The 15,093-nt window shown below is 71.9% G+C and carries 14 protein-coding genes; 7 read left to right on the top strand and 7 right to left on the bottom strand.

Annotation, left to right across the window (positions count from 1 at the left end):
• Window positions 1-75 precede the first annotated feature (75 nt).
• From ACN27C_RS12690 to ACN27C_RS12675, 4 genes are read right to left on the bottom strand one after another with little or no spacing between them, the layout of a single operon-like run.
• Window positions 76-786 (bottom strand): ABC transporter permease subunit, encoded by a 711-nt coding sequence (locus ACN27C_RS12690; RefSeq protein WP_013288490.1) that lies wholly within the window; start codon window positions 784-786, stop codon window positions 76-78.
• On the bottom strand, window positions 786-1,745 hold the full coding sequence (locus ACN27C_RS12685; protein ID WP_422751205.1) for an ABC transporter ATP-binding protein: 960 nt from the start codon (window positions 1,743-1,745) through the stop codon (window positions 786-788). Before ACN27C_RS12685 ends, ACN27C_RS12690 begins: the two co-directional genes overlap by 1 nt.
• The gene (locus ACN27C_RS12680; RefSeq protein WP_121686229.1) at window positions 1,742-2,620 is read right to left on the bottom strand and encodes an ABC transporter permease; all 879 of its coding nucleotides are present in this window, start codon (window positions 2,618-2,620) and stop codon (window positions 1,742-1,744) included. The genes ACN27C_RS12685 and ACN27C_RS12680 overlap by 4 nt, the downstream gene beginning before the upstream one ends.
• Complete coding sequence (locus tag ACN27C_RS12675; protein ID WP_091426126.1) at window positions 2,613-3,527, bottom strand: ABC transporter ATP-binding protein; 915 nt, start codon at window positions 3,525-3,527, stop codon at window positions 2,613-2,615. Before ACN27C_RS12675 ends, ACN27C_RS12680 begins: the two co-directional genes overlap by 8 nt.
• Before the next feature lie 162 nt (window positions 3,528-3,689).
• On the opposite strand from ACN27C_RS12675, the gene ACN27C_RS12670 reads away from it, so the two are divergent.
• From ACN27C_RS12670 to galT, 4 genes are all read left to right on the top strand, one after another.
• Window positions 3,690-3,953: a hypothetical protein gene (locus tag ACN27C_RS12670; protein WP_121686228.1), complete on the top strand. Its 264-nt coding sequence runs from the start codon at window positions 3,690-3,692 to the stop codon at window positions 3,951-3,953.
• A 129-nt stretch (window positions 3,954-4,082) separates the two neighbouring features.
• Entirely contained in the window at window positions 4,083-5,612 is a 1,530-nt protein-coding gene (gene cysC, locus ACN27C_RS12665; RefSeq protein ID WP_120573192.1) for an adenylyl-sulfate kinase, read from the top strand.
• 176 nt (window positions 5,613-5,788) lie between these two features.
• Entirely contained in the window at window positions 5,789-6,577 is a 789-nt protein-coding gene (locus ACN27C_RS12660; protein ID WP_121686227.1) for a DeoR/GlpR family DNA-binding transcription regulator, read from the top strand.
• Window positions 6,574-7,647 carry a galactose-1-phosphate uridylyltransferase gene (galT, locus tag ACN27C_RS12655; RefSeq protein ID WP_120573190.1) on the top strand — a complete coding sequence of 358 codons (1,074 nt, stop codon included), beginning with the start codon at window positions 6,574-6,576 and terminating at the stop codon, window positions 7,645-7,647. The genes ACN27C_RS12660 and galT overlap by 4 nt, the downstream gene beginning before the upstream one ends.
• A 234-nt stretch (window positions 7,648-7,881) precedes the next feature.
• On the opposite strand, the gene ACN27C_RS12650 is transcribed toward galT, so the two are convergent.
• Entirely contained in the window at window positions 7,882-9,099 is a 1,218-nt protein-coding gene (locus tag ACN27C_RS12650) for an NADP-dependent isocitrate dehydrogenase (RefSeq protein WP_120573189.1), read from the bottom strand.
• A 139-nt stretch (window positions 9,100-9,238) separates the two neighbouring features.
• Here ACN27C_RS12650 and ACN27C_RS12645 point away from each other — a divergent pair, with 139 nt between their 5' ends.
• A complete protein-coding gene (locus ACN27C_RS12645; protein ID WP_422751204.1) occupies window positions 9,239-10,030 on the top strand; it encodes an MBL fold metallo-hydrolase in 792 nt (263 codons plus the stop codon).
• A gap of 130 nt (window positions 10,031-10,160) precedes the next feature.
• Here ACN27C_RS12645 and mdh read toward each other — a convergent pair whose 3' ends face one another.
• A complete protein-coding gene (gene mdh, locus ACN27C_RS12640) occupies window positions 10,161-11,111 on the bottom strand; it encodes a malate dehydrogenase (RefSeq protein WP_120573187.1) in 951 nt (316 codons plus the stop codon).
• 98 nt (window positions 11,112-11,209) lie between these two features.
• Window positions 11,210-12,073, bottom strand: a complete 864-nt coding sequence (locus ACN27C_RS12635; RefSeq protein ID WP_120573186.1) for a bifunctional methylenetetrahydrofolate dehydrogenase/methenyltetrahydrofolate cyclohydrolase — start codon at window positions 12,071-12,073, stop codon at window positions 11,210-11,212.
• Between the two features lie 390 nt (window positions 12,074-12,463).
• On the opposite strand from ACN27C_RS12635, the gene ACN27C_RS12630 reads away from it, so the two are divergent.
• Both ACN27C_RS12630 and ACN27C_RS12625 read left to right on the top strand, forming a co-directional pair.
• Window positions 12,464-14,062 carry a peptide ABC transporter substrate-binding protein gene (locus ACN27C_RS12630; RefSeq protein ID WP_252449654.1) on the top strand — a complete coding sequence of 533 codons (1,599 nt, stop codon included), beginning with the start codon at window positions 12,464-12,466 and terminating at the stop codon, window positions 14,060-14,062.
• 88 nt (window positions 14,063-14,150) lie between these two features.
• A complete protein-coding gene (locus ACN27C_RS12625) occupies window positions 14,151-15,089 on the top strand; it encodes an ABC transporter permease (RefSeq protein WP_120573184.1) in 939 nt (312 codons plus the stop codon).
• Window positions 15,090-15,093: the final 4 nt, after the last annotated feature.

The raw sequence follows: 15,093 nt of genomic DNA, 5'->3' as shown, positions 1-15,093 counted from the left end.
AACTAGCAGACCGGACACGGCGGGGCGGGGCCCGTTTTCCGGCGCGAACGCCGGAAAACGGGCTCCGGCCCGGGTTCAGCTCGTCTCGCCGGCCACGCTGAACGAGCGCAGGCGGTCGATCGCCAGCACCGTGAACCCGACCGCGACCAGGGCGGTGAGCACCGCCGCGACCGGCACCGAGACGGTGGTGCCGAGCAGCGGCGTCGGCGCCATCCGGTCGGCCAGGGCGATCACCCACTGCTGGATCGACAGCACCCGGGTGCCGCCGACGAACCGGCCCAGCAGCCCCTCCCAGATCAGCACGTAGACCAGGCCGAGCAGCACCGGACGCCGGGTAACCAGGCTGAGCGCCAGGAACAGCGCCGAGTACGCGAGCGCGCCCGCCGCCGAGGCGGCGACGAGTGCGAGCCCGAGGCGTACCGAATCGGCGAGCACGCCCGCGACGTAGATCGGGACGCCGACGGTGACCGCTGTGACGCCGGCCGCGACCGCCAGCTTCGGCAGCACGATCTGCCAGCGCGGCAGCGGCTTGGTGAGGATGTGCACGACGGTGCCGTCGTCGATCTCCGCGCCGAGCACGCCGGTGCCCACGATCAGCGCCACGACCGGCAGCACCACGGCGAGGCCGAGGCCGACGAGCACCGGCGGCCCCCACTGGCCCGGGTCGACGCCGAGCGACCGGCAGAGCACCGCCAGGCCGATCAGGACCAGCGGCAACGGCAGGAGCATGAGGAACCGGCTCCGGCCGAACAGGCCGCGCGCGGTGATCCAGGTGACTGTCGACATCATGCCTCCACCAGATACGAGAAGACGCTCTCCAGCGACTCGTCCTCCGGCAGGAGCTGCCGGACCCGGATGCCGTGCCGGAGCGCGATCCGGGGCAGTGCCCGGGTGAACGCGCCGTAGTCGCCGGCCTTGACCGTCAGGCCGGTACGGTCCAGCTCGACGCCGGAGACCGACACCTCGGCCATCAGCGCCACCGCCAGCGCCCGGTCGTCGGTGGAGCGCACTCCGAACACGTGCGGCCGGTTGGTCATCAGGCGGCGGATGGTCCGGTAGTCGCCGGAGGCGGCGAGCCGGCCCGCCACCATCACCTGGACCGTGCCGGAGACCTGCTCGACCTCCTCCAGGATGTGCGAGCTGAACAGGATGGTCCGCCCCGCGTCGCCGAGCCGGTGCAGCAGCGCCATCATGTGCAGCCGCTGGCGCGGGTCCATCCCGTTGAACGGCTCGTCGAGCAGCAGCACCTGCGGGTCGTGCACGAGCGCGGCGGCGACGCGGGTGCGCTGCCGCATGCCCTTGGAGTAGGTGCCGATGCGGCGGGTCTGCGCGTCCTCCATCTCGACCAGCTCGATCGCCCGCCGGGCGGCGGCCTCCGGGTCGGGCAGCCGGTGCAGCTTCGCGCTGGCGAGCACGAACTCGTACGCGCTGAGGAACGTGTGCACCGCCTCGCGCTCGCTGACCAGGCCGAGTCGCCGGTAGACGGCGGGGTTGCGCCAGGTCGGCTCCCCGTCCAGCGTCACGGTGCCCCGGGACGGGGACAGGAAGCCCGCCATCATGTGCAGCAGCGTGGTCTTCCCGGCGCCGTTGGGACCGAGCAGGCCGGTCACGCCGGGGCCGAGCCGCATGGTGACGTCGTTGACCGCCACCACGTTGCCGTACCAGCGGGAGACGCCCGCCAGGTCGAGCGTGCTCGTCGCGGCGGCGGGCGCGCCGGCCGTCGACTGGGTGCTGATCGCCGTCATCGGGCGGCCACCTTCCGGTATCGCAGGAGCAGCAGGCTGACGCAGGCGGCGACCAGCAGGACGGCGGCCACGGCGTAGACCGGTCCGAAGTCGCCGATCGGCATGCCGCCCCGTCCCTGGGTCAGCCGGTCGCCGAGCGCCCAGTTGCCCACGCCGCCGACGAGCGTCGGCGGGGAGGCCACGAAGGCCAGCTCGTTGATCGTCTGCGAGGGCAGGATGGACAGCACGCCCACGACCGGCGTGGTCATCAGGAACACCGCCACGATGCCGCCGGCGGCGAACGCGCGCTTGCCGGTGAGCGAGGCGACCAGCAGGGCGATCGAGGCGAACACCACCGCCCAGAGCCCGGCGTAGAGCAGGCCGGGCAGCAGGTCGAGCAGCTCGTCCCACACCCCGCCGATACCCCGCTTCGTGGTGAACGCGGCGCCGAGGAACATCACCAGCTGCGGGCCGCCGAGCAGCAGCCACAGCGCGGTGACGAGCGCCAGCAGCTTGGACAGCGCGTAGTCGCCGCGCGGCAGCGGCCGGGAGAAGTACAGCGGCAGCACGCCGCTGCGCAGGTCGCGGGAGACCAGCTCGGGCGCGGCCACCGCGGCGAAGAAGATGACCAGCCAGCTCATCGCGTCGGCGAACTGGGCGTACGTCATCACCACCTCGCCGATCTGGCTGCGTACCGCGGTGACCCCGGCGGCCACCACGGTGACCACGGAGACGACCAGCCAGGGGAAGATCTTGGCCTTGGCGCTGCGGCCGAGCCCGAAGACGGTACGCACGCCGTGCAGGTAGAGCGCGCCGAACACCTGCCGGCGGCCGAGCCGCGGGCCGGTGTAGCGCTGGTAGCCGATGTCGTGGATGACCCCGGTCGCGTCAGACATGGCTGGGCTCCCTCGCGGCGAAGAGTTCGGCCACCCGGTGCCGCCGCTGGTCCAGCCGGTGCAGCGGCAGGTCCAGCTCGGCGACCGCGCCGAGGATCTGGTCGTAGGTGGCGTCGTCGGCGAGCGGGACGAGCAGCAGCCGCCCGTCGCGGGTCACCGGCAGGTCGAGCGCGGCGAGCCGGGCGGCCAGTTCCTCGGTGCCCTCGCTCACCTCGACGGCGAGCACGTCGGTGGCGGTGGTCATGGCGGACACCCGGTCGGCGCGCAGCAGCCGGCCGCCGTCGATGGCGACGAGCGTGTCGCAGATCCGCTCCACCTCGCCGAGCAGGTGCGAGCAGACCACCACCGAGATGCCGAACTCGGTGCCGATCCGGTGGATCAGCGCGAGCATGGCGTCCCGGCCGGCCGGGTCGAGGCCGTTGGTCGGCTCGTCGAGCAGCAGCAGATCGGGATCGTGTACGAGCGCCTGGGCGAGCTTGACGCGCTGCTTCATGCCGGTGGAGTAACCACCGACGGCCCGGTGCCGCTCCTCGTGCAGACCGACGTGGCGCAGCGCCTCGGAGGCCCGTTCCCGGGCGACGGTGCGCGGCAGCCCGCTGATCCGGCCCAGGTGGGTGACCAGCTCGGCGGCGGACAGGTCGGGCGGGAGGGCGTCGTGCTCGGGCATGTAGCCGACCCGGGCGCGGACCGCGGCCGGGTCGGTGGTGGGGTCGAGGCCGAGCACCTGTACCCGGCCGCTGGTCGGCGGGAGCAGACCCAGCAGGATCTTGATCAGAGTGGACTTGCCGGCGCCGTTCGCGCCCACCAGCCCGATGATCCCCGGCTCGACCGACACGGTGAGGTCGGCCAACGCGGTGACCCGGCCTCCGTACGTCTTGGTCAGCGACTCGGTCGCGAGCAGTGTCACGCCGTTCAGCGTAGAACTCCGGCGCTGGCCCGGAGCCCTTCCCGACCCCTGCGATCCCCTGATCCTCGGTCGCCGCAGCCCCTAGGTGGCGGGCACGGGATGGTGGGGTGGCGACCGCTCCGGGATGCTGCCACCGTGTGCGGCCGACTCGACGGGGGCGACATGAGCGACGGTGCGGACCGGCTGGTGAGCCGGGGCACCTGGGAGGTCCGGGCCCGGGTGATCCAGGCCGGGTGGGCGCTGGACGCCCGCCTGCCGCTCGTGGTGCGCTGCGCGGCCGACGGTGGCGCGCCCCGGGTGGAGGACTCGCGCCGGCTGCGGTCCCGTCTCCGCCGCGCGGTCCGTCGGATACGGGACCGCGCGCTCGGCCGGTCGGCGCGCGCCGGCAGCCGTTCGCAGGATCGACCGGCCGCCGCCCGCCGGTAAGGATTCGGTGACCCCGGTTCGTCCTCGGCGCGGTCGCCGGACACGCGATCACCGGGAGGCCGGGTGGCGCTCTCGACCGATCGCCGGTGGGCTGCGAAACTGTGTGCCGGCCGGTGAGTTGGGGGTTCGATGAGCAACGGGTGGCTGCTGCCCGAGGACGTTCTGCGGGATGCGCCGTCGTACGCGCCCAGGCCCGCTGAACTGGCCGATCTCCAGTTGTTGCTGAGCGGGGCGTACGCGCCGCTCACCGGTTTCATGAGCCGGGCCGACCTGGCCTCGCTGAACCGGCGCGGCCGGCTGGCCGACGGCACGCCGTGGCCGGTGCCGGTGACGCTCCAGGTGCCGGCGGCGCTCGCCGACGGGCTGGACCCGGCCGACCCGGCCCGCCGTGCGGTGGTGCTCACCGACGGTGAGGGCGCGCCGGTGGCGGCGATGGACGTGACCGACGTCTGGCCGGGCCGCGAGGGCATGGTGGGTGTCGGCGGCGCGGTGCGCCGACTGGGCGACGGCGGCCACGGGCCGTTCCAGCGGCTGCGGCGCGGCCCCGACGAGGTGCGCGGCCTGCTGCCGCCGGGCCGGGTGCTCGGCGTGTTCGCCGACCGCCCGCTGCACCGGCCGCAGCTGGCGCAGATCGCGCACGCGGCCCGTACGCTCGGCTCGCACCTGCTGGTGATGATCCCGGTGGGCGAGGAGTCGATCGGCGGCCTGCCGGCCGAGTCGCTGGTGCGCAGCGTGTTCGCCGCCCGCGACCGGATGCCCCCGGCGACGCTCGTGGCGGTGCCGCTGGCCCGGCGGCGCGACGAGATCAGCGACGCGCTGCTGCGGGCCCGGGTCGCCGCCGCGTACGGGGTGACCCACCTGCTCTCCACCGAGGGCATGCTCTCCGGCGCCGGCCTGCGCGTGCTGGTGCCCCGCGAGCTGGCCTACGACAACCGGGACGGGCAGTGGCGCTGGCGCGAGGACATCCCGCCGCGCAACCGGCGGCTGGCGCTGAGCACGCGCGAGATCGACGACCTGCTGGACCGCGGTTTCCCGCTGCCCGAGTGGCACACCCCGCCGGCGGTGGCGAAGGAACTGACCCGGGCCCGCCCGCCGCGACGGCACCGGGGCCTGGTGATCTTCCTGACCGGCCTGTCCGGCTCGGGCAAGTCGACGATCGCCCGCGGGCTGGCCGACGTGCTCCGCGAGCAGGGCGACCGCACGATCACGCTGCTCGACGGCGACGTGGTGCGGCGGGAACTCTCCGCCGGGCTGGGGTTCAGCAAGGCCGACCGGGATCTCAACGTGCGCCGGATCGGCTGGGTGGCCGCCGAGATCGCCCGGCACCGGGGCGTCGGCATCTGCTGCCCGATCGCGCCGTACGCGGCGGCCCGCGCCACCGCCCGGGAGATGGCCGAGACGGCTGGGGCGGGCTTCCTGCTGGTCCACGTGGCGACGCCGCTGGCGGTCTGTGAGCAGCGCGACCGCAAGGGCCTGTACGCCCGCGCCCGGGCCGGCCTGATCACCGGGATGACCGGCATCGACGACCCGTACGAGGAGCCCACCGACGCCGACCTGGTGGTGGACACCTCGGACCTGAGCGTCGAGGAGGCCATCGGGAAGGTGATGGAGCACCTGACCGAGACCGGCTGGGTGGAGCCCCGCCTCCAGCCCGCCTGACCGTCTCACCGCCGGGCCCGTCCCGGCCTGCGAGCACCTCGACCGCCGTCGTCCGGCTTCCGGACGGCGGCGGCCTCGCATCACCCCTCGCTGCGCGGTAGTGTTCGTCTTTGTTGGAACACGTTCGACCGCGTGGAGTGTCCGCGTGGTCGGTGAGGCGCGGAGGTGGGCCGGGGATGCTGGCGCGGCAGCGGCAGACCGCCATCCTGGAACGACTGCGCCGCGCCGGTGGCGTCCGGGTCACCGAGCTGGCGGCCGAGTTCGGCGTCTCCGACATGACCATCCGGCGCGACCTGGACACGCTGCACGAGCAGGGCCTGCTCGCCAAGGTGCACGGGGGCGCGACACCCGCCGGCCCCGGCTCGACCGACGAGCCCGGCTTCCACGCCAAGTCCGTCCGCCAGTCCGCCGAGAAGGCCGCCATCGCCGACTACGCCGCGGGGCTGGTCCGGCCCGGCGCCGCGATCGCGCTCTCCGCCGGCACCACCACCGCCGAGCTGGCCCGGCGGCTGGTGGACGTGCCCGGCCTGACGGTGGTCACCAACTCGCTGCCGGTGGCGGAGGCCCTGCACGTCGGTGGCCGGCCGGACCAGACGGTGGTGCTCACCGGCGGCGTCCGCACGCCGTCGGACGCGCTCGTCGGCCCGCTCGCCGTGGCCGCGATCGCCGCGCTGCACCTGGACCTGCTCTTCCTCGGCGTGCACGGGATCAGCGAACGGGCCGGGTTCACCACGCCCAACCTGATGGAGGCGGACACGAACCGGGCACTCGTGGCAGCGGCGGACGGGCTTGTGGTGCTCGCCGACCACACCAAGTGGGGCACCGTCGGCATCTCGTCGATCGTGCCGCTGGACGCGGCGGACGTGCTGGTCACCGACGACCGGTTGGCACCCGAGGCCCGACGGGTACTCGACGACAGGGTGGGCGAGCTGGTGACGGTGCCCACGACGAGGGGGGCGGAGTGAAGCGTACGCAGATCGCGCTGGCCGACGGCCGCGAGCTGATCTACTTCGACGAGCGGGACGACGCGGTCCGCGACCAGCCGGACCGGCGGGATCTGCCCCCTCCCCCGCCCGCCTCGCAGCTGCGGTACGACCCGCTGACCGACGAGTGGGTGGCGGTGGCGGTGCACCGGCAGACCCGCACGTTCCTGCCCCCGGCCGACCAGTGCCCGCTGTGCCCGTCCCGGGGTGAGCGGCACAGCGAGATCCCGGCGCCCGACTACGACGTGGTGGTGTTCGAGAACCGGTTCCCCTCGCTGAGCCAGCGGGTGGCCGACGAACCGGCCGAGATCACGCCGTTCACCCCGGTACGCCCCGGGCGCGGCAGGTGCGAGGTGGTCTGCTTCACCGACGACCACAACGCCTCGTTCGCCCGGCTCTCCCCGCGCCGGGTGCGGACGGTGCTGGACGCGCTCGCCGACCGCACCACCGCGTTGAGCGCGCTGCCCGGTGTGGAGCAGGTCTTCCCGTTCGAGAACCGGGGCGTGGAGATCGGGGTGACGCTGCACCACCCGCACGGGCAGATCTACGCGTACCCGTTCGTCACGCCGCGCACCCGCAGCATGCTGGCCGCCGCCCGGCGGTACGCCGACCGCACCGGGGGCAACCTCTACGCCGACGTGCTGGCCACCGAACGTGCCTCCGGGGAGCGGGTGGTGGCGAGCAACGAGCACTGGACCGCGTACGTCCCGGCGGCGGCCCGCTGGCCGTTCGAGGTGCACGTGGCGCCGCACCGGCCGGTGCCGGACATCCCGGCGCTCGACGACGCCGAGCGGGACGCCTTCGGGCCGCTCTACCTGGATCTGCTGCGCCGCTTCGACGGGCTGTTCGACCTGCCCATGCCGTACATCGCGGCCTGGCACCAGGCGCCGGTACGGATCGACCGGGAACTGGGCCACCTGCACCTTCAGCTGTTCAGCATCCGGCGGGCCAAGGACAAGCTGAAGTACCTGGCCGGGTCGGAGTCCGGCATGGGTGTGTTCATCAACGACATCGCCCCGGAGCGCGCCGCCGAGCTGCTGCGCGCCGCCTGAGCCGGCCGCCGCGGCCGGAGCTCGGCGAGGCTGGAGCGGGAGGCACGCGCCGCACAACAGGGCGCGGGGGGCCCGGGACAGGGCCCCCCGCAAGGGAAGGGACGGCTGGACGAGACTGGCATCGCGTCCACCCGGTACAACGAGCCCGGCCCGGACCCGGTGACGCACCGGGCCCGGACACGACGGAACCCGCCGGCGCGTGCCGGCGGGTTCCGTGGTGATCGACGGGAGTGATCAGGCGGCGAGCTTGCGCGCCAGGTTCTCGTCGAGCGCGTTCATGAACTCGTCGGTGGTCAGCCACGGGGCGTCCCGCGAGATGAGCAGCGCGAGGTCCTTGGTCATCTGGCCGCCCTCGACGGTGTCCACGATGACCTTCTCCAGCGTGTTCGCGAACTCGGTGACCGCCGGGGTGCCGTCCAGCTTGCCCCGGTGGGCCAGGCCCCGGGTCCAGGCGTAGATCGAGGCGATCGGGTTGGTCGAGGTCTTCTCGCCCTTCTGGTACTGCCGGTAGTGCCGGGTGACGGTGCCGTGCGCGGCCTCGGCCTCGACGGTGCGGCCGTCCGGGGAGAGCAGCACCGAGGTCATCAGGCCGAGCGAGCCGAAGCCCTGCGCCACGGTGTCGGACTGCACGTCACCGTCGTAGTTCTTGCACGCCCAGACGTAACCGCCCTCCCACTTGAGCGCGGCGGCGACCATGTCGTCGATCAGCCGGTGCTCGTAGGTGAGGCCGGCCGCGTCGAACTCGGCCTTGAACTCGTTCTCGAACACCTCGGCGAAGATGTCCTTGAACCGGCCGTCGTACGCCTTGAGGATGGTGTTCTTGGTCGACATGTAGACCGGGTAGTTGCGGTCCAGGCCGTACCGGAACGAGGCGCGGGCGAAGTCCCGGATCGACTCGTCGTAGTTGTACATGCCCATGGCGATGCCGCCGCCGGGGAAGTTGGCGACCTCCATCTCCATCGGGGTGCCGCCGTCGGCCGGGGTGTAGGTGATGGTCACCGTGCCCGGGCCGGGGACGACGAAGTCGGTGGCCTTGTACTGGTCGCCGTGCGCGTGCCGGCCGATGATGATCGGCTTGGTCCAGCCCGGGACGAGCCGCGGCACGTTCGACATGATGATCGGCTCGCGGAAGACCACGCCGCCGAGGATGTTGCGGATGGTGCCGTTCGGCGACCGCCACATCTTCTTCAGGCCGAACTCCTCCACCCGGGCCTCGTCCGGGGTGATGGTGGCGCACTTGACGCCGACGCCGTGCTCCTTGATGGCGTTGGCGGCGTCGACGGTGACCTGGTCGTCGGTGGCGTCGCGGTGCTGGATCGACAGGTCGTAGTAGTGCAGGTCGACGTCGAGGTAGGGCAGGATCAGCTGCTCCCGGATCTGCTTCCAGATGATCCGGGTCATCTCGTCGCCGTCGATCTCCACGACCGGGTTGTTTACCTTGATCTTCGCCATCGGCCGGCGCTCCTCTCGGGGGACACGTGCTCAAGCAGTACGAGCGTACTGGAAACTGGCCGGCAGTCCCCAGGCGGCCCGGGTGGGCCGCCGGAAAAGCGGGCTGCGCCGCGCCTCGGGCCGCTGGCATCATCGTCCGATGCCGCACAGCCGCACCCTCGGGTCTATCACGGTCACCGCGCTCGCCGACGGTGAGGGGCCCTTCTTCCAGCCCCGCGGCGAGGCGTTTCCCGACGCGACCCAGGCGCACTGGCAGGCCGCCGACCGGCTCGACCCGGGTGCCGTCACCGACGACGGCCGGTGGTGGCTGCGGTTCCGCGCGTTCGCGGTGCGGGCCGGCGACGGGCCGGTCACGCTGGTCGACGCCGGCATCGGTCCGGCCGACTCGCTCGCCGCGAGCTGGGCGCCGGTACCGGGCCGGCTGCCGGCCGAGCTGGCGGCCGCCGGGATCGACCCGGCCGACGTCCGCACCGTGGTCCTCACCCACCTGCACACCGACCACGTGGGCTGGGCCGGTCCGCTGTTCCCGAACGCCGATCACCTGATCCAGCGCGCCGAGGTGGACGCGCTGGAGCTGTTCCACCCGGAACTGCCGGCCCGGCTGCTGACGCCGTTGCGCGCCGCCGGCCGGCTGCGGGTGGTCGACGGCGAGACGCCCCTCACCCCGGGGGTACGGCTGCTGCACACGCCCGGCCACACGCCGGGTCACCAGTCGGTGCTGGTCGAGGCCGACGACGAGCGCCTCCTGATCACCGGCGACCTGCTGGTGCACGCGATCCAGTTGGTCGACCCGGAGCTGGCGTACGCCCACGAGGAGGCTCCGGACACGGCCCGCCACTCCCGCACGACCCTGCTGGCAACCCTCTCCCCCGCCACCCTGGCCACCGCCCACCTGACCACCCCCTTCACCCCCCACCCCCTTCCCGGTTGATCATGAGGTTGGCGGCAGAATTGACCTCCGTCTCCGCCGTCAACTTCATGATCGACGGGGAGAGACGCGGGTGGGACGGCAGAAGGCCCGCCGGCGCGTGCCGGCGGGCCTTCTGTGCGGTGGTCGGGCGTCACATGCTGGCGACGTCGCCCTGCTTGGCGCGGACGGCCTCGGCGGCCTCCTTCAGCGCGGCCAGCTCGTCGGCGTCCAGGTCGGTCTCGACGACCCGCTTCACGCCCTCGGCGCCGATCTCGGCCTCGACACCCAGGTAGACGCCGGAGATGCCGTACTCGCCGTCGACCCAGGCGCAGACCGGCATGACCGCGCCGGAGTCCTCGGCCACGGCCTTCGCCATCCGGGCCGCGGCGGCGGACGGGGCGTAGTACGCGGAACCGGTCTTGAGCAGCGCGACGACCTCGGCGCCACCGTTGCGGGTCTTGACGACCAGCTCCTCGATCTGCTCGGCCGGCATGACGTCACGCAGCGGCTTGCCGTTCACGGTGCTCTTCGACGGCACCGGGACCATCGTGTCGCCGTGCGAGCCGAGCGTCAGGGTCCGTACCGACTTCACCGGCACGCTCAGCGCCTCGGCGACGAAGTTGGTGAAGCGGGCGGTGTCCAGCATGCCGGCCTGGCCGAGCACCCGGTTCTTGGGGAACTGGGTAGCGAGCTGGGCCAGCGCGGTCATCTCGTCGAGCGGGTTCGACACCACGATGACGACGGCGTTCGGGGCGTACTTGGCGACGTTCTCGGAGACCTGCCGGACGATCTTGGCGTTGGTCTCCAGCAGGTCCATCCGGCTCATGCCCGGCTTGCGCGGCAGACCGGCGGTGATGACGACGACGTCCGAGCCCTCGATGGCGTCGTAGCCCTCGCCGTTCGGGCCGGTGGTGACGCCGACGACCTTGGTCTCGAAGCCCTCGACCGCGCGGGACTGGTTGAGGTCGAGCGCGAGACCCGCCGGCTTGCCCTCCACGATGTCGGTGATGACGACGGTGTCGAAGACGTCGTACTCGGCCAGGCGCTGTGCGGTGGTGGAGCCGTAGAATCCGGCGCCGACGACAGTGACCTTCTTACCCATGGTCGTCCCACTCCCTGATACCAGTCGGTTTTCCGGACCGTATCAGCCATCCTGGCACCGATCGGGCCAGGGGCGGACGGTTATGACCTGGGTGGGTGTCAGCCCGCCCGCTCGGCCCGTTCGACCACGTTCGTCAGCAGCATCGCCCGGGTCATCGGGCCGACGCCGCCGGGCATCGGCACGAGCTTGCCGGCGACCTCGGCCACCTCCGGGTCCACGTCGCCGGTGTAGCGGCCCTTGCCGTCCTCGCCGATGACCCGCGTGATGCCGACGTCCACCACCGTCGCACCCGGGTTGATCATGTCGGCGGTGAGCAGCCCGGGCACCCCGGCGGCGACGATGACGACGTCGGCGGCGCGGGTGTGCGCGGCCAGGTCGAGCGTGCCGGTGTGGCAGAGCGTCACTGTGGCGTTCTCGCTGCGCCGGGTCAGCAGCAGACCCAGCGGGCGGCCGACCGTGTTGCCCCGCCCGACCACTGCCACGTTCGCGCCGCGCAGCGGCACGTCGTGCCGCCGCAGCAGCTCCACGATGCCGCGCGGGGTGCAGGGCAGCGGCGCGTCGTACCCGAGGACGAGCCGGCCCAGGTTGACCGGGTGCAGCCCGTCGGCGTCCTTGTCCGGGTCGATCGACTCCAGCGCGCGCTGGGTGTCGAGGTGCCCGGGGAGGGGGAGCTGGACGATGTAGCCGTGGCAGGCCGGGTCGGCATTCAGTTCGGCGAGCGCCGCGTCGAGCTGCTCCTGGGTGGCGTCGGCGGGCAGCGTGACCCGCAGCGAGGCGATACCGACCTCGGCGCAGTCGCGGTGCTTGCCGTTGACGTACGCCTGGGAGCCGGGGTCCTCCCCGACCAGCACCGTGCCGAGGCCGGGGGTGATGCCGCGTTCCGCGAGCGCCTTGACCCGGGCTCGTAGCTCGTCCTTGATCTCCGCCGCGGTGGCCTTGCCGTCCAGGATCGTCGCCGTCACGTCGTGATCGTCTCACGGCCCCGGCGGACCCGGACGACGACGGCCGACGATCACGCTGCGCAACGTGCCTTAAGTCACGGAGGGTGATCAGTCACTGGGACGCGGCGGCTCGGGCGCACCCGGGGAGGCAGGGATCGGACAGACGGCCCAGGCGCCTCAGATGCCTCCGACCGCGACCTGAACCGCCCACCGGCGGCGAACAAAACGCCAGGTAGGGGCGAGTTCTAGCACCCACGAGCGGCAGCGACAAGGCTCGCCGGACACGATCCGTCATCAGTTGACCACGCACCATTTGTCGACGGGCCGGATCGCGACCTACCGTTACCGCTCGTTGCGCAGAGTCACCCAGCGCCGGGACGACCGCGCAGCGTGAGGAGATGAGGAGACTCCATGCGTGTTCGTAGGCTCGCGGCCTGGGCCGCGCTCCCGCTCGCGGTGACGCTCGGCCTGACGGCCTGCGGCTCGGGCGGTGGCGGCGGCGGTGCCGGCGACTCCGATGCGGCCGTGCGGATCGAGATCGCCGAGCCGCAGCACCTGGTGCCCACCAACACCAACGAGACGAGCGGCTCCCAGGTCCTGTCGGCCCTGTTCAGCCCGCTCGTCGACTACGACGAGGCGAACAAGCCGCACGAGATGGCGGCGGACTCGGTGACGACGTCGGACAACAAGGTCTGGACGGTCAAGCTGAAGCCCGGCTACACGTTCCACAACGGCGAGAAGGTCACCGCCGACAACTACATCGACGCCTGGAACTACGGCGCCTACGCGCCGAACGGCCAGAACTCCAGCTACTTCTTCGAGAAGGTGGCCGGCTACGACGACCTCCAGGGCGAGAGCCCGAAGGCGACGACGATGAGCGGCCTGAAGAAGGTCGACGACCTGACCTTCACCGTGACGCTCAGCCAGCCGTACGTGGACTTCAAGTCCATGCTTGGCTACACCGCCTTCTACCCGCTGCCCAAGGCGGCCTTCTCCGCTCCGGGCGTGCTCGCCGAGGGCTACGAGCAGGCGCCGATCGGCCAGGGCCCGTTCAAGATGAAGGGCAACTGGCAGCACGACGCCAAGGTCGAGGTGGAGCGCTACGACGCGTTCCCGGGCCAGCAGCCCAAGGTCGGCGGCGTCGAGTTCCGCATCTACCAGCAGCCGACCGCCGCGTACGCGGACGTGCTGTCGGACAACCTCGACGTGATCAAGACGATCCCGACCGAGAACCTGTCGACCGCCGCGACCGACCTGGGCGACCGCTTCCAGCAGAGCCCGGCCTCGTCGCTGCAGGTGCTGGCCTTCCCGACGTTCCAGGAGGAGTTCAGCAAGCCCGAGGTGCGCAAGGCGATCTCGATGGCGATCGACCGGGACGAGATCACCAAGTCGATCTTCAAGGACTCGCAGCAGCCGGCCCGCTCGTTCGTCTCGCCGGTGGTCGCCGGTTACCGGGAGAACACCATCGGCACCGCCGGCGCGTTCGACCCGGTCAAGGCCAAGGCCATGTACGAGGCCGCGGGCGGCCCGAAGAAGATCGAGCTGTCCTACAACGGCGACGGCGGCCACAAGGACTGGATCGACGCCACCTGCAACCAGCTCAAGGCCAACCTGGGCGTGGACTGCGTCGGCACCGCCGAGCCGAAGTTCGCGGACCTGCTGACCAAGCTCAAGCAGAAGCAGCCGGTCGGCCTGTTCCGGATGGGCTGGGTCATGGACTACCCGTCGATGGAGAACTACCTCGGCCCGCTGTACAGCACCACCGGCTCGTCGAACTACTACGGCTACAGCAACCCGGAGTTCGACAAGCTGCTCGCCGAGGGCGCCCGCGCGGCGACCGAGGACGAGGCGATCAAGAAGTACCAGGCGGCGGAGGACCTGCTCGCGCAGGACATGCCGGTGATCCCGCTCCGGTACGGGCAGAACAACTTCGGCCACTCGACCAAGGTCAAGAACGTCCACGTGGACCTCTTCGACCGGGTGGACCTGCTGAAGATCGAACGCGCCTGACACCCCGCTGACGGGCCGGGCCACCCCCACGGGTGGCCCGGCCCTCGCATTGGCACGCATTTAGCCCAGTTTCGGCAGACTTGCCAGCATGCTCCGGTTCATCCTGCGGCGACTGCTCCAGATGGTCCTCGCCTTCTTCGGGACCACTCTGATCGTCTACGCGCTGATGTTCGCCGGGCAGGGCGACCCGATCCAGGCCCTCGCCGGGGAGCGGCCGGTGACCGCCGCGCAGCGGGCCTATCTGACCGAGAAGTACCACCTGGACGCGACGGGCGTCGGCGGCTTCTTCTACCGCTACTTCGACTATCTGGGCGGCCTGGTCCAGGGCGACCTCGGACAGTCGCTGACCGGGCGGCAGATCAGCGACATCCTCGCCGCCGCCTGGCCGGTCACCCTGAAGCTCGCAGTGATCGCGATGGCCGTGACGGTGATCTTCGGGGTCACCGCGGGCGTGATCGCGGCGATCCGGCGCTCCGGCGTGTTCGACCACGCCACGCTCGTGCTCACGCTGCTGGTGCTCGGCATCCCCACAATCGTGCTGGCCCCGCTGGCCCAGTACTTCCTGGGCGTCCGGTGGCCGGTCTTCCCGCCCACCGCGGGAGCCCAGCCGTCCTTCTACGCGCTGCTGCTGCCCGGCATCGTGCTCGGCTCGCTGTCCCTGGCCACCGCGCTGCGGCTGACGCGTACCTCGGTGACCGAGAACCTGCGCGCCGACTACGTCCGGACCGCCCGCTCCAAGGGCCTGCGGCGACGCCGGATCGTCGGGGTGCACGTGCTGCGCAACTCGCTCATCCCGGTGGTCACCTTCCTCGGCGTCGAGCTCGGCAACCTGATGGGCGGCGCGATCATCACCGAGGGCGTGTTCAACGTCCCGGGCGTCGGCTTCAACCTGTTCCGCGGCATCCGCACCGAGGACGGCCCGCTGGTGGTCGGCATCGTCAGCGTGCTCGTCGTGGTCTACCTGCTGTCCAACCTGGTTGTGGACGTGCTCTACGCCGTCCTCGACCCGAGGATCCGCTATGAGTGAGCGC

The organism is Micromonospora sp. WMMD1219 (assembly GCF_049315215.1).
Taxonomy (GTDB): domain Bacteria; phylum Actinomycetota; class Actinomycetes; order Mycobacteriales; family Micromonosporaceae; genus Micromonospora; species Micromonospora tulbaghiae.
This window is presented reverse-complemented; position numbering and strand designations above follow the sequence as displayed.